Source organism: Streptomyces sp. NPDC013317 (genome assembly GCF_055563155.1).
This window is the reverse complement of the sequence record NZ_JBVHDX010000020.1, coordinates 65954-87712: the sequence shown is the minus strand read 5'-3', so window position 1 is coordinate 87712 and position 21759 is coordinate 65954. Positions and strand designations below refer to the sequence as shown.

General features: G+C 71.6%; 18 protein-coding genes and 1 pseudogene. 9 read left to right on the top strand and 10 right to left on the bottom strand.

The genetic code is table 11. From position 1 onward, the window contains the following. Positions 1-83: 83 nt before the first annotated feature. Together ACZ3IJ_RS33855 and ACZ3IJ_RS33850 are read right to left on the bottom strand one after the other, a co-directional pair. On the bottom strand, positions 84-950 hold the full coding sequence (locus ACZ3IJ_RS33855) for a siderophore-interacting protein (RefSeq protein ID WP_467474694.1): 867 nt from the start codon (positions 948-950) through the stop codon (positions 84-86). A gap of 4 nt (positions 951-954) precedes the next feature. Continuing rightward, a complete protein-coding gene (locus ACZ3IJ_RS33850) occupies positions 955-2001 on the bottom strand; it encodes an ABC transporter substrate-binding protein (RefSeq protein ID WP_467474692.1) in 1047 nt (348 codons plus the stop codon). Positions 2002-2097: 96 nt separating this feature from the next. Between ACZ3IJ_RS33850 and ACZ3IJ_RS33845 the strand changes: the two are divergent. The 6 genes and pseudogenes from ACZ3IJ_RS33845 to ACZ3IJ_RS33820 form a co-directional block, all read left to right on the top strand. Further along, positions 2098-2379, top strand: a pseudogene (locus tag ACZ3IJ_RS33845) (Scr1 family TA system antitoxin-like transcriptional regulator); the annotation flags it as partial. A 115-nt stretch (positions 2380-2494) separates the two neighbouring features. Continuing rightward, the gene (locus tag ACZ3IJ_RS33840) at positions 2495-2635 is read left to right on the top strand and encodes a DUF397 domain-containing protein (RefSeq protein WP_467474690.1); all 141 of its coding nucleotides are present in this window, start codon (positions 2495-2497) and stop codon (positions 2633-2635) included. A 9-nt stretch (positions 2636-2644) separates the two neighbouring features. Beyond that, complete coding sequence (locus ACZ3IJ_RS33835; RefSeq protein WP_467474688.1) at positions 2645-3196, top strand: GNAT family N-acetyltransferase; 552 nt, start codon at positions 2645-2647, stop codon at positions 3194-3196. 115 nt (positions 3197-3311) lie between these two features. Continuing rightward, positions 3312-4322, top strand: a complete 1011-nt coding sequence (locus ACZ3IJ_RS33830) for a quinone oxidoreductase family protein (protein ID WP_467474686.1) — start codon at positions 3312-3314, stop codon at positions 4320-4322. A gap of 44 nt (positions 4323-4366) precedes the next feature. Continuing rightward, positions 4367-5815: a membrane-associated oxidoreductase gene (locus ACZ3IJ_RS33825; protein ID WP_467474716.1), complete on the top strand. Its 1449-nt coding sequence runs from the start codon at positions 4367-4369 to the stop codon at positions 5813-5815. Positions 5816-5908: 93 nt separating this feature from the next. Further along, positions 5909-7804 carry an SMI1/KNR4 family protein gene (locus ACZ3IJ_RS33820; protein WP_467474684.1) on the top strand — a complete coding sequence of 632 codons (1896 nt, stop codon included), beginning with the start codon at positions 5909-5911 and terminating at the stop codon, positions 7802-7804. A 13-nt stretch (positions 7805-7817) separates the two neighbouring features. Here ACZ3IJ_RS33820 and ACZ3IJ_RS33815 read toward each other — a convergent pair whose 3' ends face one another. The 5 genes from ACZ3IJ_RS33815 to ACZ3IJ_RS33795 form a co-directional block, all read right to left on the bottom strand. Then, positions 7818-8321: a GNAT family N-acetyltransferase gene (locus ACZ3IJ_RS33815; protein ID WP_467474682.1), complete on the bottom strand. Its 504-nt coding sequence runs from the start codon at positions 8319-8321 to the stop codon at positions 7818-7820. A gap of 84 nt (positions 8322-8405) precedes the next feature. After that, positions 8406-9566, bottom strand: coding sequence for an acyl-CoA dehydrogenase family protein (locus ACZ3IJ_RS33810; RefSeq protein WP_158987554.1), 1161 nt, complete (start codon positions 9564-9566; stop codon positions 8406-8408). A 7-nt stretch (positions 9567-9573) separates the two neighbouring features. Then, complete coding sequence (locus tag ACZ3IJ_RS33805; RefSeq protein WP_467474679.1) at positions 9574-10509, bottom strand: hydroxymethylglutaryl-CoA lyase; 936 nt, start codon at positions 10507-10509, stop codon at positions 9574-9576. After that, positions 10506-12503, bottom strand: coding sequence for an acetyl/propionyl/methylcrotonyl-CoA carboxylase subunit alpha (locus ACZ3IJ_RS33800; protein ID WP_467474677.1), 1998 nt, complete (start codon positions 12501-12503; stop codon positions 10506-10508). Before ACZ3IJ_RS33800 ends, ACZ3IJ_RS33805 begins: the two co-directional genes overlap by 4 nt. A gap of 8 nt (positions 12504-12511) precedes the next feature. Further along, positions 12512-14119, bottom strand: a complete 1608-nt coding sequence (locus ACZ3IJ_RS33795) for a carboxyl transferase domain-containing protein (RefSeq protein ID WP_467474675.1) — start codon at positions 14117-14119, stop codon at positions 12512-12514. 87 nt (positions 14120-14206) lie between these two features. On the opposite strand from ACZ3IJ_RS33795, the gene ACZ3IJ_RS33790 reads away from it, so the two are divergent. Further along, positions 14207-14794: an SACE_7040 family transcriptional regulator gene (locus tag ACZ3IJ_RS33790; protein WP_383223879.1), complete on the top strand. Its 588-nt coding sequence runs from the start codon at positions 14207-14209 to the stop codon at positions 14792-14794. Between the two features lie 62 nt (positions 14795-14856). Continuing rightward, positions 14857-15642, top strand: coding sequence for a phosphatase (locus ACZ3IJ_RS33785; protein ID WP_467474673.1), 786 nt, complete (start codon positions 14857-14859; stop codon positions 15640-15642). 159 nt (positions 15643-15801) lie between these two features. Here the strand turns inward: ACZ3IJ_RS33785 and ACZ3IJ_RS33780 are convergent, their stop codons facing one another. After that, positions 15802-16764, bottom strand: a complete 963-nt coding sequence (locus ACZ3IJ_RS33780; protein ID WP_467474671.1) for a cation diffusion facilitator family transporter — start codon at positions 16762-16764, stop codon at positions 15802-15804. Positions 16765-16843: 79 nt separating this feature from the next. Between ACZ3IJ_RS33780 and ACZ3IJ_RS33775 the strand changes: the two genes are divergently transcribed. Continuing rightward, positions 16844-19609 (top strand): SpoIIE family protein phosphatase, encoded by a 2766-nt coding sequence (locus ACZ3IJ_RS33775; protein ID WP_467474669.1) that lies wholly within the window; start codon positions 16844-16846, stop codon positions 19607-19609. A 45-nt stretch (positions 19610-19654) separates the two neighbouring features. On the opposite strand, the gene tesB is transcribed toward ACZ3IJ_RS33775, so the two are convergent. Beyond that, complete coding sequence (gene tesB, locus ACZ3IJ_RS33770; protein ID WP_391797213.1) at positions 19655-20515, bottom strand: acyl-CoA thioesterase II; 861 nt, start codon at positions 20513-20515, stop codon at positions 19655-19657. Continuing rightward, entirely contained in the window at positions 20516-21673 is a 1158-nt protein-coding gene (locus tag ACZ3IJ_RS33765) for an acyl-CoA dehydrogenase family protein (RefSeq protein WP_361851611.1), read from the bottom strand. Positions 21674-21759 lie beyond the last annotated feature (86 nt).

Sequence of the window (21759 nt, the reverse complement as noted above, 5' to 3'; positions counted from 1 at the left end):
TGCGTAAGTAAGGTTAGCCTAACCTAACTTTGCATCGCAACGCCCCCTCGCCCCCTCAGGGTGCGGGCGTCACCGCCGTCACCTCACGATTCGTCCTCGGGCGTCTCGCGCAGGGCGTCCTCGGACAGCCCCTTGCGCCAGTAACCGACGAACGTCACCCGGCGGCGGTCGAGTTCACGCTCGCGCACGAAATGACGGCGCAGCTCCTTCACGGAACCGGACTCGCCCGCGATCCAGACGTACGGCGCCTCGCCGGGCAGCTCCACGGCGCGCACCGCCTCCACGGCGGAGGGCGCGCCCTCCTCACGGACCAGCCAGGTGACGGTCGCGTCGGCCTGTGTCGCCGGCTCCATGCGGTCGCCGGAGTACGGGACTTCGAGATAGACGTGGGCGCGGGTCTCGGCCGGCAGCCACTCCAGGATCGCCGAGGCGGCCGGCAGGGCCGTCTCGTCCGCCCAGATGAGGACGGAGTCGGCGTCGTCCGGGAGCTGGAAGCGCACGGCCGTGTTGGCGGCCGTCGCCGGACCGAGCACGACCACCCGGTCACCGGGCTTCGCCTGCTGCGCCCAGCGACAGGCGGGGCCGACGCCCGCCGCGTCAGCGGCCGATGTCGCTGTATGCAGCGCGAAGTCGATGTCGACCTCGTTCCGCGGCTCCGTGCGCTGCTCGCGGACGGTGTACGAGCGCATCACGGCACGCTCGTCTTCCGGCATCGCGCGCCAGGCCCCGAGGATCGCGTACATGTCGGGGTCGTCCAGCGGCGGCAGGACGGGGGCCTCCTGGCCGGGGTGCGGCAGGAAGAGGGAGAGCGACTGGTCGCGGCCCCCGGAGGCGAACGACTTCAGGTCCTCGCCCGTGAAGGTGACGCGGACCAGCGACGGGCCGAGCCGCCGCGTCCGGTCGACCTCAAGGCTGAAGAACTGGAACGGGGCGGTCTCGGCGGTCGTCATGGGGTCAGGCCACCTTCTTCGCGTTCTCCAGCGCCTTGGCCAGGTCCTCCAGGAGCGGGGCGCACTTGGCGTACGAGTAGATGGGCTCGGTCACGCGCGGGTAGACCTGGCCGGCCTTGACGGCGGGCAGCGCGGCCCACGTCGGCTTGGCCTTGAGGGCCTCCGGCTGCAGCGCCGAGGTGCGGTTGTCGAGCAGGATGACGTCGGCCTTGTACTTGTCGACGTTCTCCCAGCTCAGGCCCTCGAACCAACCGCCCTGGTCCAGCTTGTCGGGCGTGATGATGTTGATCCCCAGCTCCTGGAAGTAGAGCGTGTCGGTCGGCCGGACCGGGGTGGAGACGTAGAACAGGTCGGGGGAGCCGGAGCCGATCAGGACCTTGATGTCCTTCTTGCCCTTGGCGGCCTGGCGGACGCGCTCGGCGGCGGCCTCGAAGCGGGCCTTGTCGGCCAGGATCTGCTTGGTCTTCACATCGGCGCCCAGGGAGGCGGCGAGGTCGGCGTGGCGCTGGAGGACGGTCGGCATCGACTTGTCCGCGGCCCACAGGGCGACGCTCGGGGCGACCTTGAGGATCTTGTCCTTCTGCTCGGCCGGGACGTACCAGAGGTCGTTCTTCTCCCACATGTCGGTGATGAGAAGGTCCGGGTTGAGCTTGAGGTACTCCTCGATCTTGAACTCGCCCCAGACGTTGCCGAGGATCTTGACCTTCTTGACGTCGAGGTCACCGGCCTGCACGTCCGGCGTCTCCGCGCCCGTCTTCGGGTCCTTCACCGTGGTCGGCCCGAAGACACCCTTGACCTCGATGCCGAAGTCCTTGAGGGCGGCGGCCATTCCGGTGAAGGCGACGATGTTCTTCGGGGTGGACTTCGCCTCGACGGCGGTGCCGCGGTCGTCGGTGAACTTCCACGGACCGGCCTTCTCGGAGGAGCCGGCGGAGTCGCCGCCCTTGGTCTCGCTGCCGCAGGCGGCGAGCGCGGCGCCGAGCCCGAGGGCGCCGCCCGCTGCGAGCAGGCCGCGACGGGTGAGATGGGTGGCTCGGGCGTTGCTGGGCATGGCGAAGTCGCTTTCGGTACGAGCCGAGCTGGGGTTCGGCCTGGGCAAGTCGAAGGTAGGTTAGCCTAACCTCAGGTCGATCAGTAGGGGTGATCGCTGGGCTCTACGTCACATGCCGAAGGCATATGCAAGCTCGCTGCGTCGCACAAGGCGTCCTGTATCCACTCGTTCCAGGCGCAACTTGTCGACGGTCTGCTCCAGACGCCCGCGTATGCGAGGGCAGTCCTCGGGGCTCGGACGGAGGACGACCTCGACGCCAAGGTCGCTGCCCGTGTCGAACGCCAGCGGATCCTGGAAAGGTGCACCCCGCCCTTGAACTGGGTGGTGATGAGCGAGACCGTCCCGCGCCAGGAAGTCGGCGGGCCTGCGGTCATGCGAAACCAACTCGCTCAAAAGTCCTCGTACAGCGGCGACACCGGTGGGCAGTGCATCGAGTGCGCCCCCCTCGGCGCCGCCGCGTGGCGTGAATCCTCGTACAGCGGTGACACCGGCGGTGACTGCGTCGGCCGACCGCGCCGCCCACATCGCCGTCCGCGACTCCAAGAACCCCGACGGGCCTGTCTTCCCGGCCAGTCCCGCCGCGTTCAGCGCCTTCGTGGCCGCCACCTCCCGGGGGCTCCTCGGCCCGGCCTAGCATGGGCCCATGCCCGAGACCACGCCCTCCCGAGTCGAACTGTGTCCGCTCACCCTCGATGACCAGGACGAGTTCTGCTCGCTCGTCCGGGCCAGTGCCGAGCTCCACGCGCCGTGGATGCAACTCCCCGCGAACGCGCAGCAGTTCCATGCATGGATGCGCCGTTTCGAGGACGGCGGCAACCGGGGCTACCTGATCAGGGTCCGGGAGACCGGCGAGGCCGCCGGGATGGTCAACATCAACTCGATCATCCGGGGCCGCTACCAGGGCGCGTCCCTCGGTTACGCGGCCTTCGCCCCGTCCGCGGGGCGGGGATACATGGCCGAAGGGCTCACCCTCGTCCTGCGGTACGCCTTCGACGAACTGCGCCTCCACCGACTGGAGGCGAACATCCAGCCCGGAAACAAGGCCTCGCTGGCCCTGGTCGAGCGTCTGGGCTTCCGGTACGAAGGCATGTCGCCCGACTACCTCTTCATCGACGGCGCCTGGCGCGACCACGAGCGGTGGTCCCTCACCGCCCCCACCCCGTGGACGCCCGACCCTTCCCTCCCCGAGGTCTAGAGGTATTGCCTCGTCAGGTCGGGGACGCGGCTTGCGGGTGGTTCGCCCGCCGGGAATCGGATCGCCGTCGACGGGGTTGGTGGGGGACGAGCCGTTATTCGTTGTTGGAGGGGCCATGCGAGCGATTCAGGTGTACGAAGTGGGCGGTCCCGAGGTGCTGCAGGAGGTCGAGGTGGACCAGCCGCGGCCGGGTCCGGGCGAGGCGATCGTGGAGGTCGCCGCATCCGGGGTCAACTTCCTCGACGTCTACCACCGCGAAGGCCGGTACAGCCTGCCGCTGCCCTTCACCCCGGGCGCTGAGGGCGCCGGCACGGTCGTCGAAGTGGGACCCGGCGTCGCTGACGTCGCAGTCGGGGACCGGGTCGGTTGGGTGGAGATTCCCGGCACGTATGCCGAGCGGGCCGTCGTGGACTCCTCCCGGCTGGTGCCGCTGCCCGACGACATCGGCTTCGAGACAGCCGCCGCCGTACTCCTCCAAGGCATGACCGCGCACTATCTCGTCAAGGACGCCTACCCGGTTCAGGGGGGCGACACGGTGCTCGTGCATGCGGCCGCTGGTGGCATGGGGCTCCTTTTGACCCAGCTCATCACCCATCTCGGCGGCAGGGTGATCGGCACGACGTCGACCACGGTGAAGGCCGAGCTGGCGAAGCGTGCCGGGGCCGCCGAGGTGATCCTTTCCTCCGCGGTCGACGATCTCGCAGCCGAGGTGAGGCGGCTCAACGGCGGTCAGGGACTGCCGGTTGTCTTCGACGGCGTCGGCGCGCACACCTTCGATGCGAGCCTCGCCAGCCTGCGAACCCGCGGCCATCTCGTGCTCTTCGGCGCGGCGAGTGGTGCCGTGCCTCCGTTTGATCCGATGCGGCTCGCCCACGGCGGTTCGCTGACCCTGATCCGGCCCAGCCTCGGGCACTTCATCGCCGATCGGTCCGAACTGCTCCGACGGGCCGCCGATGTGTTCGAGTGGGTGCGCTCCAAGGCGCTCGAGGTCACCGTGACGGGCCGCTACGCCTTGTCCGAGGCCGTCCAGGCCCACAGCGATCTGGAGGCTCGGCGTACCACCGGCAAGCTGCTCGTCGTACCCGACGCGGCCGCTTTCGGACGCCGCGAGGAGGCGCAGAGCTGATCGTGGGTGACGAGGCCACGGGTAGGGTCCCGCACGTGGAGATCATGGATCTGACCCCGCTGGAACGCCGCCTCTGTCAGGCGTTCCCCCGCGGTGAACCGATCGACCTCCGCCAGGCTCAGGACGAGGATCCCGAGCATCCTCGAGGCTGGGGTCCGGAGCGCACGGTCCGCGCCGAGGTCCTCCGCACCCTTCTCCTCGGCGATCGGTCCGAACCCGGCGAAGTCCCCGCCCTGAACCTCGCCGGCGCCCGCATCGTCGGTGTCCTGAACCTCCAGTACGCGCAGATACCCCACCCCGTCCGCCTCACCGCGTGCCGCTTCGAGCAGACACCGCAACTCCACGGAACACAGACCAGCCTGCTCGACCTCAGCTCGTCGTACGTCCCCGCCCTCAGAGCCACCGGCATACGCGTCGACGACGCCCTGCGGCTCACCGACTGCCGTATCCCCGGCAGCGTGCAGTTGGGCAGCGCACAGGTCACGGGCGGAATCTTCCTCGACCGCGCCCGCCTCGGCGCCGGCGGCGGGCCCGCGCTCGAGCTCAGCCGTGCTTCCGTCGGCAACGACGTCTGGGCTCCCGGACTGGTGGCACTCGGCGAGATACGCCTGCAAGCGGCCCGCATCGAGGGCGGTCTCGATCTCGAGGACGCCCACATCAGGAACCCGAGCGGCGATGCCCTCGACGCCGCCCACCTCACGGTCGGGGCGAGACTCAACGCGGGCGGCCTCCGGGCCGAAGGCCGCGTCAGGCTCACCGCGGCCAAGGTCGCCGGCTGGCTGACCTTCATCGACGCCCGGCTCAGCAACCCGGGAGGTGTCGCACTGGGAGTCAGCAGCTGTGAGGCACTGGGGTTCTCGCTCTGGGACGCGGCGCCGGTCTCCGGCGACGTCAGGATGCACTACGCCAACTTCAAGGTCATCCACGCCAAGCCCGAGGTCTGGCCAGCCACGGTACGTCTGGAAGGCATGACGTACGAGACCCTCGCTCCGCGCCTGCCCGCCGAACAACGACTCGCACTGCTCGAGCGGGACGAAGACGGGTTCGTGCCCCACGCCTACGAGCAACTCGCGGCCGTGTACCGCCGCGTCGGTGACGACGCCGAGGCCCGCACCGTCCAACTCGCCAAGCAACGCCGACACCGGACCACGCTGCCCTGGTACGGCAAGCTCTGGGGCCACCTCCAGGACGCGACCGTCGGCTACGGTTTCCGCCCCACGCGTGCCATGGCCTGGCTCCTCGCCCTGCTGGTCCTCGGCTCCGTCGCCTTCGGTCTCGACCACCCGCCCCGGGCCGAACGGGGCAAAGGACCGGAGTTCAACCCCGTCGTCTACGTCCTCGACCTGCTCCTGCCCATCGTCGACTTCGGCCAGGAGAAGGCGTTCACTCCCACCGGCCCCCACCAGTGGCTGTCCTACCTGCTCATCGCAGCAGGCTGGATCCTCGCCACGACCGTCGCTGCCGGAGTGACCCGGAATCTCAACCGCCAGTGACCCGTCCTGCCCGGAACCGCGGTCTCGCGGTCGTCCGGCAGGCGGCACGATCGCACGAGGCCCGGTGTCAGTGGCGGATGGCACCATGCGGGCATGAGTGGCGGATCTTTCAACTGGCATGAGTTCCTCTCGCGTTGGCAGCAGGAGTGGGTTCCGCGCGCCGACGCGGAGGACGAGGAGGGTGAGGACGGCGGTCTGGGCTCCGGCTCGCCCGCCCGTCCCGCCGCCGAAGAGTCGGCGATCGCCGCCGCCGAGGAGCGACTGGGGCGGCGTCTGCCGCCCTCGTACCGGGAGTTCCTGGCCGTCAGCGACGGATGGCACGTGGATCAGCCGGCCGGGATCTACCAGCTCGGTGGCGCCGCGGACATCGACTGGTTCGGGGATCCCTTCGACATGACGCCGATGTACGAGGAGAACCTCGGCGACGACCCGCGCGAGGAGGACGTCCTGCTGGCCGGGATGTGGCGGCGGGCGCTGCGGCTGGAGACGGACTCCGACATGTCGCACGCCCTGCTCGACCCGGGCGACACCGACCAGGACGGCGAGTGGGCGCTCTACGTCTACAAGGGCTGGGGCGGGGAGTTCCCGGACCGCTACCCGTCGTTCCGCGCGTACATGGAGGCCATGTACCGCGGCTTCCACGCGGACCGGGTGGAGCGGCCCGACTTCGTGAACGCGACCACGCGTGCGCAGGACGCCCGGGTGGAGGAGGCCCACCGGCTCGTCCTGCGCGGACGGTACGAGGAGGCCCTGCCCCTGCTGGAGGAGGCCCGGTCCTTCGGGCGGCCGGGGAGCGCCGTCCTGTTCAACCAGCTCCGGCACCTGACGGCTCCCGCCGGCGCGCAGGACTACGGCATGCTGGTGGCCGACCCGCGGTACCTGCCGGAGCTGCTGCCCGTCCACGCCATGACGCCGGCCCGTGGGGACTGGAGGCTGGGCGGGGACGACCACTGGCTCGGCATGATGGCGGCCCGCGGGGTGCCGCGCCCCACCGCCGAGGACGTACTGGGCGCGCTGCGGGACGGCACGTATCGCTACGCGCCCGACGGTGCGTGGGGCCGGGCCGTCGCCGAGGCGCGGGAGTCGGCCCGCTGGGGTGCGACCGACGCCGCGTGGCGGGTGCTGCGGGAGGCGCTGCCGCTGTGGGAGGCGCCCGGGCCCTCGCTCGTCGCTCCCCTCGGCCTGCTCGCCGATCCGGTCCTGGGTCCGCTGGTCACCCCGGAGCGGGGGCGGGAGATCCTCGCGACCCCGAGAGCGGGGGAGAAGGGGCCCGCTCTCGAGACCGCGCCCGATCTCGACCCGCCGGGTCTCGCCTGGCTGACCGGACCCGCGAAGTACGGGCGACCGCTCGACGCCTACCGCTGTGTCTGGGTCGAGGCGACCGACCCCACCGAACTGCCCGCCCTGATCGGTGAGGAGGGCGCGGAACTGAGCGCGCCCACCGATGCGGGGGAGGTGTTCCGGCGGGCGCCGAGGCCGCATGAGCGGGAGGGCGTGGAACTCTGGGAGGACCGGGCCGTGGTCGCCGCAGGCCGCACGGCCGAGGGGTGGGCGTTCGCCTTCGACGGCCACTCCCACGGTCAACCGGGCAACCTGTTCCGGTCGCCCGCGCAGGCCGCCTCCGTATCCGGGGAGCGCGCGGTGGTGGTGTGGCGCGAGCCGAGGAGCTCGTCGCCGGCCGCCTTCCACCTCTCGGTGGCCGAACGGGGCGAGGAGCGTTACGCGTTCACCCTGCGGGGCGCGGAGGTCGAGCGCTCCGGCGCGATACCCGCGGCGCTGGACCCCGCACGGCTGTGCCGCCCGGAGGACTCCGAGACGGACCGCGAACTGCGGGTGCTGGAGGCCCTGCAGACCGAACTCGGCCTCTCCCTGCCCCGTTTCGCGCTGACCCACGGCAGGCTCCCCACCTTCACCACCCGGTCATGGACCCGGGCACCGCAGGAGGGCGAGGGCTTCGGCTACCTGACCTTCGTACGGCATCGGCCCTGATCCGGTTCCTGGCTCACGGCAACGAGCGCGTGAGCCAGGCCACCTCGCCGTTCTCCTCCATGGAGAGGTGGTCCCGCTCGAAGCCGAGTTTCTCCAGCACGCGGAGCGACGGCTTGTTCCACGTGCCGACGGTCGACCAGAGCCGCTTCCGCCCGGTCGCGATCGCGGCGTCGAGCACCGCGCCGGCCGCCTCGGTGGCGTAACCGCGCCCGTGCGCGCGCTGGAACAACTCGTAGGCGATCTCGGGCTCCTCCAGGGTGGTGCGGCCGATGATCAACCCGCAGTAGCCGATGAAGTCGCCCTCCTCGCGCCGCTGGACGGGGAGCAGAGCGATCCCCGTGTTCTCCGTCGCTGCGAGAAGCTCCGCTATGGACGACCGGATGCGTTCCACCGGAGGCCTCCCCTTGCCGCGCTCGGCGAGCAGGTCGCAGAACTCCTCGGCGTCCGACTCGGCCCACGGCCGCAGGATCAGCCGCTCGGTCTCCAGGTGGTACGCCATCGTCTCGTACGTGGTCATGACCTCACTCTCTCAAGGGACATCGCGAACGCGCCGGGCTCCCCTCGGGATCCGAGGGAAGCCCGGCGCGTTCGCGGGGGACGGTCAGGCCGAGAGGCCGAGCTCGCGGGCGATCAGCATGCGCTGGACCTCGCTCGTGCCCTCCCCGATCTCCAGGATCTTGGAGTCGCGCCACATGCGGGCCACCGGGTACTCGTTCATGAAGCCGTAGCCGCCGTGGATCTGCGTGGCCTCACGGGCGTTGTCGACGGCGACCGTGGAGGAGTACAGCTTCGCCAGCGCGGCCTCCTTCTTGAACGGCTCGCCGAGCACCAGGCGCGAGGCCGCGTCCCGCCAGCCGATCCGGGCCATGTGCGCCCGCATCTCCATGTCCGCGATCTTGAACTGGATGGCCTGGTTGTCGCCGATCGGCCGGCCGAAGGCGTGACGTTCCTTCGCGTACTTCACGGACTCGTCGACACAGCCCTGCGCGAGCCCGGTCGCCAGCGCCGAGATCGCGATCCGGCCCTCGTCGAGGATCCGGAGGAACTGCGCGTAGCCGCGGCCCTCCTCACCGAGCAGGTTCGCCGCCGGGACACGGACGTCGTCGAAGGACAGCTCGCGGGTGTCCGAGGCGTTCCAGCCGACCTTGGAGTAGGGCGCGGCGACGGTGAAGCCCGGGGTGCCGGAGGGGACGATGATCGAGGAGATCAGCGGGCGGCCGTCGGGCTTGCGGCCGGTGACGGCGGTGACGGTGACCAGACCCGTGATGTCCGTACCGGAGTTGGTGATGAAGCACTTCGAACCGTTGATGACCCAGTCGTCGCCGTCGCGGACGGCGGTGGTGCGGGTGCCGCCGGCGTCGCTGCCCGCGCCGGGCTCGGTCAGACCGAAGGCGCCCAGGATCTCGCCCGAGCACATCCGGGGGAGCCACTCCTGCTTCTGCTCCTCGGTGCCGAAGCGGTAGACCGGCATCGCGCCGAGCGAGACGCCCGCCTCCAGGGTGATGGCGACGGAGGAGTCGACGCGGGCGAGCTCCTCCAGGGCGATGCCGAGGGCGAGGTAGTCGCCGCCCATGCCGCCGTACTCCTCGGGGAAGGGCAGGCCGAACAGGCCCATGCGGCCCATCTCGCGGACGATCTCGTACGGGAACTCGTGGCGCTCGTAGTAGTCGCCGATCTTGGGCGCGACGACGTCGTGCGCGAACTCCTCCACGGTGCGGCGGAGTTCCTCGTGCTCTTCGGAGAGCCGGTGGTCGAGGGACATGGGTACGTCACTCCTTGTGGGAGAGGGCGCGGACGGTACGGGACGGGCTCGGTCGGCCCAGTTGCTCGGCCATCCACACGCTGGTGGCGGTGAGGGCGGCCAGGTCGACCCCGGTCTCGACGCCGAGGCCGTCGAGCATCCACACGAGGTCTTCGGTGGCGAGGTTGCCCGTGGCGCTCTTGGCGTACGGGCAGCCGCCGAGGCCGCCGGCGGAGGCGTCGACCGTGGTGACGCCGTGCTGGAGGGCGGCGAGGGTGTTCGAGAGGGCCTGGCCGTAGGTGTCGTGGAAGTGCACGGCCAGGCGGGAGGTGGGCACCCCGGCCTCGTTCAGGGCCTGGAGGAGCCGGGTGACGTGACCGGGCGTGGCGACGCCGATCGTGTCGCCGAGGCTCAGCTCGTCGCAGCCCATCTCGGCCAGCGCCTTGGTGACGCGGACGACCTGCTCGACGGGGACGGCCCCCTCCCAGGGGTCTCCGAAGCACATGGAGAGGTAGCCGCGGATGCGGAGACCCTGCTCTATGGCACGGGTGACGACGGGCTCGAACATGGCGAGGGCCTCGTCGACGGTCCGGTTGAGGTTGGCCTTCGCGAAGGACTCCGTGGCGGAGGCGAAGACGGCGATCTCTCGGGCGCCGAGGGCCATGGCGCGGTCGAGGCCGCGCTCGTTGGGCACGAGGACCGGCAGCCGGGCCGGGACGCCCTGGAGGAGCGGGAACAGCTCCTCCGCGTCCGCCAGCTGAGGCACCCACTTGGGGTGGACGAAGCTGGTCGCCTCGACGGTGGAGAGCCCGGCGGCGGCGAGCCGCCGCACGAACTCGGCCTTCGTGGCGGTCGGGACGACGGTCTTCTCGTTCTGCAGGCCGTCGCGCGGGCCGACCTCGTGGATCCGGACCCGGGCGGGGAGCCCGGGCGCGGGCACGTGCATGGGCAGGCCCGTGGTCATGCTTCCTCCCTGGGGGTCACCACGGCGAGGATCTGGTCCATGGCGACGGTGGAGCCGGGCGTGACGTCCAGCTCGGTGACGGTGCCGGCGTGCGGGGCGGAGATGACGTGCTCCATCTTCATGGCCTCGACGACGAGCAGGCTCTGCCCCGCCTCGACCTCGTCCCCGACCGCGACCTTGACGACGGTGACGGTGCCGGGCATGGGCGCGGCGAGGGTGTCGGCACCGCCGTGACGGGCGCCGGTCAGGGCGGCGGCGACGGGGTCGTGGTCCTGGACGTGCCAGGAGTCCCCGTCCCGCCCGAGCCAGATGCCCTCGGGGGAAGGGGCGAGGTGGAAGCGGTGGACGACGCCGTCGAGGTGCACGGTGGCGTGGTGGGCGGAGATCTCCCCCACCCCGCCCGGCGACGCCCCGGTGTCGTCGGGGTCCCCGGGAAGCCGCAGCTCGGCGCTCGTCGCCGTGCCGCGTACGCGGATCGCCACCGGGTCGTGGCCCGGCACGCGGAAGTGGTGCGGGGTCCAGGCGGGCCTGCCGCCGAGGCGCCAGCCGGAGGGGGCGTCGAAGGGGTCGGCCCAGGCGCCCGCCGTGGCCGTCGCCGCCGGGTACTGGCGTACCAGTGCCGCCGCCGCGTACACCTCCGGCGGTACGGACCCGTCGATCAGGCTCTCCGCGTCCCGTTCCACCAGGCCCGTGTCCAGGTCGCCGGTCATGACGTCCGGGTGGGCGAGGAGACGGCGGAGGAAGCCCGCGTTCGTCTGCACGCCCAGGGTGACCGTGTCGGCGAGGGCCGCGCGGAGGCGGCGGAGGGCCGTGGGGCGGTCCTCCGCGTGGACGATGACCTTGGCGAGCATCGGGTCGTAGAGGCTGCCGACCTCCGTGCCCACGCTCAGGCCCGAGTCCGTGCGCGCGCCCGCGCCCTGGGGCTCGCCCAGTGCCAGGACCGTGCCGCCCGAGGGGAGGAAGCCGCGCGCGGGGTCCTCGGCGCAGATGCGGGCCTCGATCGCCCAGCCGTCCAGGCGGACGTCCGACTGGCCGAAGCCCAGCTTCTCGCCCGCCGCGACGCGCAGCTGCCACTCCACCAGGTCGATGCCGGTGATCAGCTCGGTGACCGGGTGCTCCACCTGGAGGCGGGTGTTCATCTCCATGAAGTAGTACGAGGACGGGTCCCCGCCCGGCACGATGAACTCGACCGTCCCCGCGCCCACGTATCCGCACGAACGGGCCGCGTCGACCGCCGCCGCACCCATCTCCTCGCGGATCTCGGGCGTCAGCAGGACGCTCGGGGCCTCCTCGATGATCTTCTGGTGACGGCGCTGGAGCGAGCACTCGCGCTCGCCCAGGTGCACCACGTTGCCGTGGCCGTCCGCCAGGACCTGGATCTCGATGTGCCGGGGCCGGTCGATCCACCGCTCCACGAGCAGCGTGTCGTCCCCGAAGGAGGAGCGCGCCTCCCGCCGGGCCGCCGCGATCTCCTCGGTCAGCGTCGACAGGTCGCGGACGAGCCGCATGCCCTTGCCGCCGCCGCCCGCCGAGGGCTTCAGCAGGACCGGGGCGCCCAGCTCGCGCGCCGCCGCCTCCAGTTCCGGGTCGGCCGCACCGGGGACGACCGGCACGCCCGCCGCCTTCACCGTCTCCTTGGCCCGGATCTTGTCGCCCATCAGGGAGATCGCGGACGCCGGAGGGCCGATGAAGACCAGACCCGCGTCCGCGCACGCCTGCGCGAAGCCCGCGTTCTCGGCGAGGAAGCCGTAGCCCGGGTGGACCGCCTGTGCGCCCGTGCGGCGCGCCGCGTCGAGGAGCGCCTCGACCGAGAGGTACGACTCCGAGGCCGCCGGCGGACCGATCCGTACCGCCGTGTCCGCCTCGCGCACATGGCGCGCGTCGGCGTCGGCGTCGCTGTAGACCGCCACCGAACGCACGCCGAGCGCGCGCAGGGTGCGGATGACCCGGACCGCGATCTCGCCGCGATTGGCGACGAGCACTGTGTCGAACATGGACTCCCTCACATCCGGAAGACGCCGAACTGGGGGTCACCCAGGGGCGCGTTGGCACAGGCCGTCAGGGCGAGGCCCACCACCTGGCGGGTCTCCATCGGGTCGATGACCCCGTCGTCCCAGAGCCTCGCCGACGCGTAGTAGGCGTTGCCCTGGGTCTCGTACTGCGCGCGGATCGGGGCCTTGAAGGCCTCCTCGTCCTCCGCGCTCCACTCGTCGCCGAGCTGGTCCCGCTTGACCGTCGCGAGGACGGACGCGGCCTGCTCGCCGCCCATGACCGAGATCTTGGCGTTCGGCCACATCCACAGGAAGCGCGGCGAGTACGCCCGGCCGCACATGGAGTAGTTGCCCGCGCCGTACGAGCCGCCGACGACGACGGTCAGCTTCGGCACCCTCGTACAGGCCACGGCGGTCACCATCTTGGCGCCGTGCTTGGCGATGCCGCCCGCCTCGTAGTCCTTGCCGACCATGAAGCCCGAGATGTTCTGCAGGAACAGCAGCGGGATGCCGCGCTGGTCGCACAGCTCGATGAAGTGCGCGCCCTTCTGGGCGGACTCGGCGAAGAGGATGCCGTTGTTGGCGACGATCCCGACCGGGTGACCGTGGATCCGGGCGAAGCCGGTGATCAGCGTCTGCCCGTACTCGGACTTGAACTCCTGGAAGCGGGAGGCGTCCACGATCCGCGCGATGACCTCGCGGACGTCGTAGGGCGTACGGGAGTCCACCGGAACCGCCCCGTAGAGCCCGGCCGGGTCCACCTTCGGCTCCTCGACCGGCTCGACCGACCAGGGCAGTTCGCCCCGCGCGGGCAGGGTGGCGACGATGTTCCGGACGATGCGCAGCGCGTGGGCGTCGTCCTCCGCGAGGTGGTCGGTGACCCCGGACGTACGGGAGTGCACCTCGCCGCCGCCGAGCTCCTCCGCCGTGACGACCTCGCCGGTCGCGGCCTTCACCAGCGGCGGACCGCCGAGGAAGATCGTGCCCTGGTTCCGTACGATCACGGCCTCGTCGCTCATCGCCGGGACGTACGCGCCGCCGGCCGTGCAGGAGCCGAGGACCGCCGCGATCTGCGGGATGCCGGCGCCGGACATCCGGGCCTGGTTGTAGAAGATCCGGCCGAAGTGCTCGCGGTCCGGGAAGACCTCGTCCTGCATGGGCAGGAAGGCGCCGCCCGAATCCACCAGGTAGAGGCAGGGGAGACGATTCTCCAACGCCACTTCCTGGGCCCTCAGGTGCTTCTTCACCGTCATCGGGTAGTACGTGCCGCCCTTGACGGTGGCGTCGTTGGCGACGATCACGCACTCACGGCCGGAGACCCGCCCGATGCCCGCGATGACGCCGGCGGCCGGTGCCGCGTCGCCGTACATGCCGTTCGCGGCCAGCGGGGCCAGCTCCAGGAACGGGGAACCCGGGTCCAGGAGCGTGTCCACGCGGTCGCGCGGCAGCAGTTTGCCGCGCGCGGTGTGCCGGGCGCGCGCCTTCTCGCCACCGCCGAGCGCCACCGCGGCGAGCTTGGCGCGGAGTGTGGCCGAGAGCTCGTGGTGCGCCGCCTCATTGGCCTGCCAGGCCGCCGACGCGGGGTCCGCCGCGCTCGTCAGCACAGGTGCCTGCTGCATCTCTCGAGCTCCCTTGCTCGGTTAATGAGCGTTAACGTATGTCGTTCAGGTTAACGACCGCTAACCCGGTTGTCTAGAATCGCTTGCATGACCACCACCGCCAGGACCGACGCCCCCACGCGACGCGAGCAGATCCTCAAGGAGGCCGCTCGCCTCTTCGCCGAGCGCGGCTTCCACGGGGTGGGCGTCGACGAGATAGGAGCCGCCGTCGGCATCAGCGGTCCCGGGCTCTACCGGCACTTCCCGGGCAAGGACGCGATGCTCGCCGAGCTGCTCGTCGGCATCAGCGAGCGGCTCCTGGACGGCGGGCGGCTCCGGGTCGGCGAGGAGTCGGGCGGCCCGCGGGCCCTGCTCGGCTCGCTCATCGACGGGCACATCGACTTCGCGCTCGACGACCGGCCCCTGATCACCCTGCACGACCGGGAGCTGGACCGGCTCAAGGACGAGGACCGCAAGCGGGTGCGCCAGCTCCAGCGGCAGTACGTGGAGCTGTGGGTGGCGGTCGTACGGGAGCTGTACCCGGCGGCCGGGGAGTCGGAGGCGCGGGCCGCGGTCCACGCCGTCTTCGGCCTCCTGAACTCGACGCCGCACCTCGCCGCGCTGGGCCGCCAGTCGATGGAGGAGCTGCTGCGGCGGCTGGCGCACGGGGCGTTCGGGGCGCTCGCGGAGGCGTAGCGACCGGTCCACGGGGTGAAATCGGGCCGCCGGTGCGGCGGCGGCCCGGCAGAATGAGGCCCATGCCGATACTCAGTCGCCCCGCCCTTGTCGAGCACCTCGTACGGACCCGGATCGCGGGCGATGTCGCCACCCCGCGCGACAACAACCTCTCCCACTACCGCAAGCTCGCCAACGGAGACCGGCACTACTGGCTCGGTCTGGAACTCGGCGACCGGTGGACGGACGAGCAGGACGTCCTCGCCGTGATGGCCGAGCGGTGCGGGGTGAACGACGACCCCGCCCACCGCACCGGGCAGGACACCATCGACCCCGAGTTGACCGTCGACGCCCTGGACCGGGCGGCCGCGCGCCTGCGCAAGGCCGCCGCCGGGCGGGAGCGGGTCCTCTTCGCGACCGGGCATCCGGGCGCGCTGATCGACGCCCACAGCCGGGTCGCGGCGGCGCTGCGGGCCCAGGGCTGCGACATCGTACGGATCCCGGGCGGGCTCACGGCCGACGAGGGGTACGTCGTCCAGTTCGCCGACGTCGCCGTCTTCGAGCGGGGCGCCAGCCTCTGGCACACCCATTCGCCGGAGCCGATGAACGCGATCCTGGACGGCCTGGAGGCCCTGGGCGAGGCCCGGCCCGACCTGGTCGTCGCCGACCACGGCTGGGCCGGCCGCGCGGGGCAGCGGGGGATCGACTCCGTCGGGTACGCCGACTGCAACGATCCCGCGCTCTTCATCGGGGAGGCGGAGGGGACGATGCAGGTCACGATCCCGCTGGACGACCACGTCCTGGACCCCCGCTCCTACGAACCCCTGACGGCCTACCTCCTGGACGCGGCAGGCCTCACCTCGGCCTGAAGCGCCGGCACTCGACCTTGCCCCCCGCGTGTGGGCAATCGTCCCGCTGGGGCGTGGGGGTCCCCCCAGACTCCGTCCGGGGGGGACCCCCACGCCCCAGCGGAACAGTTGCCCACAACGGTGAGTGGGAGGCAACGCGCCTGCGCGCACGGAGGCACCTCACCGCCCGCAGCGGGACGGTGTCGGGTCCAGGTAGACGCGGCGGATCGACGGGAAGCGTTCTCGCAGCTGCTGCTCCGCCTCCTCGCACGCCCACTCCACCTGCCCCGCCGAGGACACGTCCCGGAAGTCGATCTTCGCCGCGACCAGCACCTCCTCCGGACCCTGGATCAGCGTCGTCAGTTCGAGCACGCCGATGATGTGCGGCACGGTCAGCAGCTCCTCGCGGATCTCGTCCCGCATCCGCCGCGGTACCGGGCGCCCGATCAGCAGCTCCGCGTTGGAGCGGCCCAGCACCCAGGCCACGTACACGAGCAGGGCGCCGATCAGGATCGAGGCGACACCGTCCCAGAGGCTGTCGCCGGTGACCTCCACGCCGAGCAGGCCGCCCGCGGCGAGCAGCAGCCCCGCCAGGGCCGCCGAGTCCTCCATCACCACGGCCTTGACCGTGGTGTCGGGCGTGCGCCGCAGGTAGCGGCCGAAGGGAGCCTCCATCCGCTCCGCCTCGCCCCTGACCTGCCGGACGCCGGTCCGCAGCGAGAAGCCCTCCAGGACGAAGGCGACGCCGAGCACGATGTAGGAGACGAGCGGGTCGCCCACCTCCTCGCCGTACACGAGGGTGTGGACGCCGTCGTAGAACGAGAAGACCGCGCCACCGACGAACGTGGCGACGGCGGCGAGCAGCGCCCAGACGTAGCGCTCGTTCGCGTACCCGAGCGGATGGTCCTCGTCGGCCGGCTTCTCGCTGCGCCTGAGCGCGGTGAGCAGCATGACCTCGGTGACCGTGTCGGCGACCGAGTGGGCCGCCTCGGAGAGCATCGCGCTCGACCCGCTGATCACGCCCGCCACCGCCTTGGCGACGGCGATCCCGAGGTTCGCCACCGCCGCCACGATCACGGTGAAGGTGCTCTCGCTGTTCTGCGAGCCGTTCCGTGAGCCGTTCTGCGAGCCGTTCTGTGCCATGGTCGGACGGTATGTCCGGGTGCCGGTACGGAAGGCCAACGACACCGCCCCTCCCGCACGACGGTGTTAGAAATAAGGCATGGCTGGATTCGTCAGCCGCATGCGCTCGATGCTGAGCGCACGGACCGTCGCCCGGCAGGTCTTCCTCCTCCAGGTGGCGATCGTGGTGCTCCTGGTCGTCGCGGCCATGGTGGCGCTCGTCCTGCAGTCCCGGAGCGACAGCGAGCGGGAGGCCCGCAACCGGTCCCTCGCCGTGGCGCAGACCTTCGCCGGCTCGCCGGGGCTCGAAGAGGCCCTGGCGGGCTCCGACCCCTCGGCGGTCCTGCAGCCGAAGGCCGAGCAGGCTCGCGCCGGATCCGACGTCTCGTTCATCGTGGTGATGACCCCCCAGGGGGTGCGGTACACCCACCCCGACCCTGCCCAGATCGGGCGGAAGTACATCGGCACGATCGGCCCGGCGGCGGCGGGCGGCATCGTCAGCGAGACCGTCACCGGAACGCTCGGCCCCTCCATCCGTGCCGTCGTGCCCGTCGTCGGGCAGAACGGCGAGGTGATCGCCCTGGTGGCGGCAGGAGTCACCAAGGAGCAGGTGAGCGGCGTGGTCGAGGACCATCTGCCGCTGCTGTTCGGCACCGCCGCCGCGGCGCTCGCCCTCACCACCGGCGGAACCGCGCTGGTCAGCAGGCGGCTGATGCGCCAGACCCATGGGCTGGGTCCCGCCGAGATGACACGGATGTACGACCATCACGACGCGGTGCTGCACGCCGTGCGCGAGGGCGTCCTGATCCTCGACGGGGAACGCCGCCTGGTCCTGGCCAACGACGAGGCGCGCCGGCTGCTCGATCTCGCCCCCGACGCGACCGGGCGCACGGCGCTGGACCTGGGGATCGACCCGGACATGGCCGAGCTGCTGGACTCGGGCCGACCGGCCGCCGACGAGGTGCACGTGGCGGGCGAGCGCCTGCTCGCGGTCAACCAGCGGCTCACCGACCGTGACGGCGGCCCGCCCGGCAGCGTCGTCACCCTGCGGGACAGCACCGAACTGCAGGCGCTCACCGGCAGGGCCGACGTCGCGAGGGAGCGGCTGCGGCTGGTGTACGACGCGGGGGTACGCATCGGGACCACGCTCGACGTCGTGCGGACCGCCCAGGAACTCGCCGACTTCGCCGTCCCGCGCTTCGCCGACTTCGTGACCGTCGACCTCGCCGATCCGGTCGTGATGGGGGAGGAGCCGACGACGGGGCAGGGCGCGGACATGCGGCGCGTGGCGTTCCGCGGCATCCGGGACGACAGCCCCCTCTACGAGACCGGCAGCCTGATCAGCTTCGTGCCGTCCACCCCCCAGGCGGCCGGCTTCGGTACGGGGAAGGTGGTCGTGGAGGCGGACATGACCACGCTCTCCGGCTGGCAGAAGCAGGACCCGGAGCGCGCCCGCAGACTCCTCTCGTACGGGATCCACTCGATGATCGCGGCTCCGCTGCGGGCCAGGGGCGTCATCCTGGGTGTGGCGACGTTCTGGCGCGCGGAGAAGCCCGAGCCCTTCGAGGAGGACGACCAGTCGCTCGCCGAGGAACTGGTGGCCCGCGCCGCGATGAGCGTCGACAACGCCCGCCGGTACACACGCGAGCACACCATGGCGGTCACTCTCCAGCGCAGCCTGCTGCCGCGGGGTCTTCCCCAGCAGACCGCCGTGGACGTCGCCCACCGCTACCTGCCCGCGCAGGCGGGGGCCGGCGGGGTGGGCGGTGTCGGCGGCGACTGGTTCGACGTCATCCCGCTCCCGGGCGCCCGGATCGCGCTCGTCGTCGGCGACGTCGTCGGACACGGCCTGCACGCCGCAGCCACCATGGGCCGGCTGCGGACCGCCGTCCACAACTTCGCCAACCTCGACCTGCCCCCGGACGAACTGCTGTGGCACCTGGACGAGCTGGTCGCCCGGATCGACGAGGACGAGGTCACGCACGGAAACGGAAACGGGGCCGAGGACGGTCACAGGGACGAGGCCGGGGACGCGGACGAGGGCGAGGACGAGGACCGGCACGGCGCCGGGAACGGCACCGGTACGGTCGCGCAGGTCACCGGCGCCACCTGCCTCTACGCGATCTACGACCCGGGCTCCCGGCTCTGCACCCTCGCCCGCGCGGGGCATCTAGGGCCCGTGCTCGTGCGGCCCGACGGCACCGCCGAGTACCTCCAGGTCCCCGGCGGTCCGCCGCTGGGCCTGGGCGGCCTGCCCTTCGAGACGGTCGAGCTGGAGCTCCCCGAGGGCAGCACCCTCGTGCTCTACACCGACGGTCTCGTCGAGGACCGCGGCCGCGACATCGACGAGGGCCTCGAACTGCTGCGCCGCGCGGTCGCCCACCCCGGGCGCACCCCGGAGGAGACCTGCCGCGCCGCCCTCGGGTGCCTGGGGCCCGGGCGCCCGCGCGACGACGTCGCCGTGCTGGTCGCCAGGACCCGCGTCCTGGACGCCGACCGCACCGCCGCCTGGGAGGTGCGCCCGGACCCCTCGGCCGTGGGCCCGGTACGCGCCGAGGCGGCCCGGATGCTGGAGGGCTGGGGCCTGGAGGAGGAGGCGTTCGTGACCGAGCTGATCCTCAGCGAGCTGGTCACCAACGCCATCCGCTACGGCACCGCCCCGATCCACGTGCGGCTGATCCACGACCGCGTCCTGATCTGCGAGGTCTCCGACGGCAGCAGCACCGCCCCGCACCTGCGCCGGGCGGCGGAGTCGGACGAGGGAGGGCGAGGGCTGTTCCTCGTGGCACAGTTCGCGGAACGCTGGGGAACCCGGTACACCCCCGGCGGCAAGGTCATCTGGACGGAACAGACCATCCCCCGCTAGCGGCCGCAGACCCGCCGGGTCGCGGGACCGCACGTCGTCGGCGCGTCAGCGTGGGACGCGGACGACGCCCTCCTGGATGACGGAGATCGCCAGCCGCCCGTCCTGGGTGTAGATCCGCGCCTGACCGAGCCCGCGTCCGCCCGACGCGGACGGCGACTCCTGGTCGTACAGCAGCCATTCGTCCGCCCGGAACGGCCGGTGGAACCACATCGCGTGGTCCAGCGAGGCCCCCACGACGTCCCCGACCGCCCAGCCGCCCCGCCCGTGGGCGAGCAGCACCGAGTCGAGCAGCGTCATGTCGGAGACGTACGTGGCCAGGCAGACGTGCAGCAGCGGGTCGTCGGCCAGTTTGCCGTTCGTACGGAACCAGACCTGCGAGCGCGGTTCGCGCGGCTCCCCGACGGAGCCCCACGGCGGGGTGTCGGCGTACCGCAGGTCCACCGCCGCCCGCGCCTCCACCAGGCGCGCGGCGACGTCGGCCGGAAGGTGCCGGGGCAGCATCTCGGCCGCCGTCGGCAGGGACTCAGGGTCCGGCGCGGCCGGCATGTCGTACTGGTGCTCCAGCCCCTCCTCGTACGTCTGGAAGGACGCGGAGAGGTGGAAGATCGGCCGCCCGTGCTGGACGGCGACGACCCGGCGGGTGGTGAAGGACCGGCCGTCGCGGATGCGGTCCACGGTGTACACGATCGGCGCGCCCGGGTCCCCCGCACGCAGGAAGTACGCGTGCAGGGAGTGGGCGAGGCGGTCCTCCGGGACGGTCCGGCCCGCCGCGACCAGCGCCTGGGCGGCCACCTGGCCGCCGAAGACGCGGGGGACGACGGCGGAACGGGACTGTCCCCGGAAGAGGTTCTGCTCGATCTGCTCCAGGTCGAGCAGATCGAGCAGGGCGTCGAGAGCCTCGGGCACTTACAGACCCATCGACTTGGCGATGATCGACTTCATGATCTCGCTGGTGCCGCCGTAGATGCGGTTGACGCGGTTGTCGGCGTACAGGCGCGCGATCGGGTACTCGTTCATGTAGCCGTAGCCGCCGTGCAGCTGGAGGCAGCGGTCGATCACGCGGTGCGCGACCTCGGTGCAGAACAGCTTCGCGCTCGCGGCCTCGGCCGGGGTCAGCTCGCCCGCGTCCAGGGCCTCCAGGGCGCGGTCGGCGACGGCCTCGGCCGCGTCCACCTCGGCCTGGCAGGCGGCCAGCTCGAACTTGGTGTTCTGGAAGTGCGCGACCGGCTTGCCGAAGACGGTGCGCTCCTGCACGTACTGCTGGGCGAAGCGGACGGCTGCCTTGGCCTGCGCGTAGGCGCCGAAGGCGATGCCCCAGCGCTCGGAGGCCAGGTTGTGGCCGAGGTAGTAGAAGCCCTTGCCCTCCTCGCCGAGCAGGTCCTCGACCGGCACCTTCACGTCGACGAACGCCAGCTCGGCGGTGTCGGAGGTGCGCAGGCCGAGCTTGTCCAGCTTGCGGCCGATGGAGTAGCCCTCGGACTTGGTGTCCACGGCGAAGAGCGAGATGCCGAAGCGGCGGTCCTCGGCCGTCGGGGCGGAGGTACGGGCGCAGACGATCACGCGGTCGGCGTGGACGCCACCGGTGATGAAGGTCTTGGCACCGTTGAGGACGTAGTGCGTGCCGTCCTCGGAGAGCTTGGCGGTGGTCTTCATGCCCGCGACGTCGGAGCCGGTGCCCGGCTCGGTCATCGCCAGCGCCCACATCTCGTCGCCGGAGACGAAGTTCGGGAGGTAACGCTTCTTCTGCTCGTCGGTGGCGAGCATCTTGATGTAGGGCAGGGCGAGCAGCACGTGCACGCCGGAGCCGCCGAACTGGACGCCCGCGCGCGAGGTCTCCTCGTACAGGACGGCCTCGAACTTGTGGGTGTCCAGGCCCGCCCCGCCGAACTCCTCGGGGACGTTGATGCCGAAGATGCCCAGCTCGCCGAGCTTGCCGTAGAACTCGCGCGGTGCCTGGCCCGCGGCGAACCACTCGTCGTAGACGGGGACGACCTCGGCCTCGATGAAGGCCCGGATGGTCTCCCGGAACGCCTCGTGGTCCTCGTTGAATACCGTACGGCGCACGAGCCGCCTCCTTCGGAGTCCTGCGTACCTGACGCACTATGCCTAAGCGCTTGCTCAGTCAAGTTACCCATCGGTTCGCGCCGCTG

Excerpts from the sequence above, each read along its gene's own strand:
- ACZ3IJ_RS33855 (WP_467474694.1), bottom strand. The coding sequence starts at position 950 with ATGACGACCGCCGAGACCGCCCCGTTCCAGTTCTTCAGCCTTGAGGTC.
- ACZ3IJ_RS33850 (WP_467474692.1), bottom strand. The coding sequence starts at position 2,001 with ATGCCCAGCAACGCCCGAGCCACCCATCTCACCCGTCGCGGCCTGCTC.
- ACZ3IJ_RS33835 (WP_467474688.1), top strand. The coding sequence starts at position 2,645 with ATGCCCGAGACCACGCCCTCCCGAGTCGAACTGTGTCCGCTCACCCTC.
- ACZ3IJ_RS33830 (WP_467474686.1), top strand. The coding sequence starts at position 3,312 with ATGCGAGCGATTCAGGTGTACGAAGTGGGCGGTCCCGAGGTGCTGCAG.
- ACZ3IJ_RS33825 (WP_467474716.1), top strand. The coding sequence starts at position 4,367 with ATGGATCTGACCCCGCTGGAACGCCGCCTCTGTCAGGCGTTCCCCCGC.
- ACZ3IJ_RS33820 (WP_467474684.1), top strand. The coding sequence starts at position 5,909 with ATGAGTGGCGGATCTTTCAACTGGCATGAGTTCCTCTCGCGTTGGCAG.
- ACZ3IJ_RS33815 (WP_467474682.1), bottom strand. The coding sequence starts at position 8,321 with ATGACCACGTACGAGACGATGGCGTACCACCTGGAGACCGAGCGGCTG.
- ACZ3IJ_RS33810 (WP_158987554.1), bottom strand. The coding sequence starts at position 9,566 with ATGTCCCTCGACCACCGGCTCTCCGAAGAGCACGAGGAACTCCGCCGC.
- ACZ3IJ_RS33805 (WP_467474679.1), bottom strand. The coding sequence starts at position 10,509 with ATGACCACGGGCCTGCCCATGCACGTGCCCGCGCCCGGGCTCCCCGCC.
- ACZ3IJ_RS33800 (WP_467474677.1), bottom strand. The coding sequence starts at position 12,503 with ATGTTCGACACAGTGCTCGTCGCCAATCGCGGCGAGATCGCGGTCCGG.
- ACZ3IJ_RS33795 (WP_467474675.1), bottom strand. The coding sequence starts at position 14,119 with ATGCAGCAGGCACCTGTGCTGACGAGCGCGGCGGACCCCGCGTCGGCG.
- ACZ3IJ_RS33790 (WP_383223879.1), top strand. The coding sequence starts at position 14,207 with ATGACCACCACCGCCAGGACCGACGCCCCCACGCGACGCGAGCAGATC.
- ACZ3IJ_RS33785 (WP_467474673.1), top strand. The coding sequence starts at position 14,857 with ATGCCGATACTCAGTCGCCCCGCCCTTGTCGAGCACCTCGTACGGACC.
- ACZ3IJ_RS33780 (WP_467474671.1), bottom strand. The coding sequence starts at position 16,764 with ATGGCACAGAACGGCTCGCAGAACGGCTCACGGAACGGCTCGCAGAAC.
- ACZ3IJ_RS33775 (WP_467474669.1), top strand. The coding sequence starts at position 16,844 with ATGGCTGGATTCGTCAGCCGCATGCGCTCGATGCTGAGCGCACGGACC.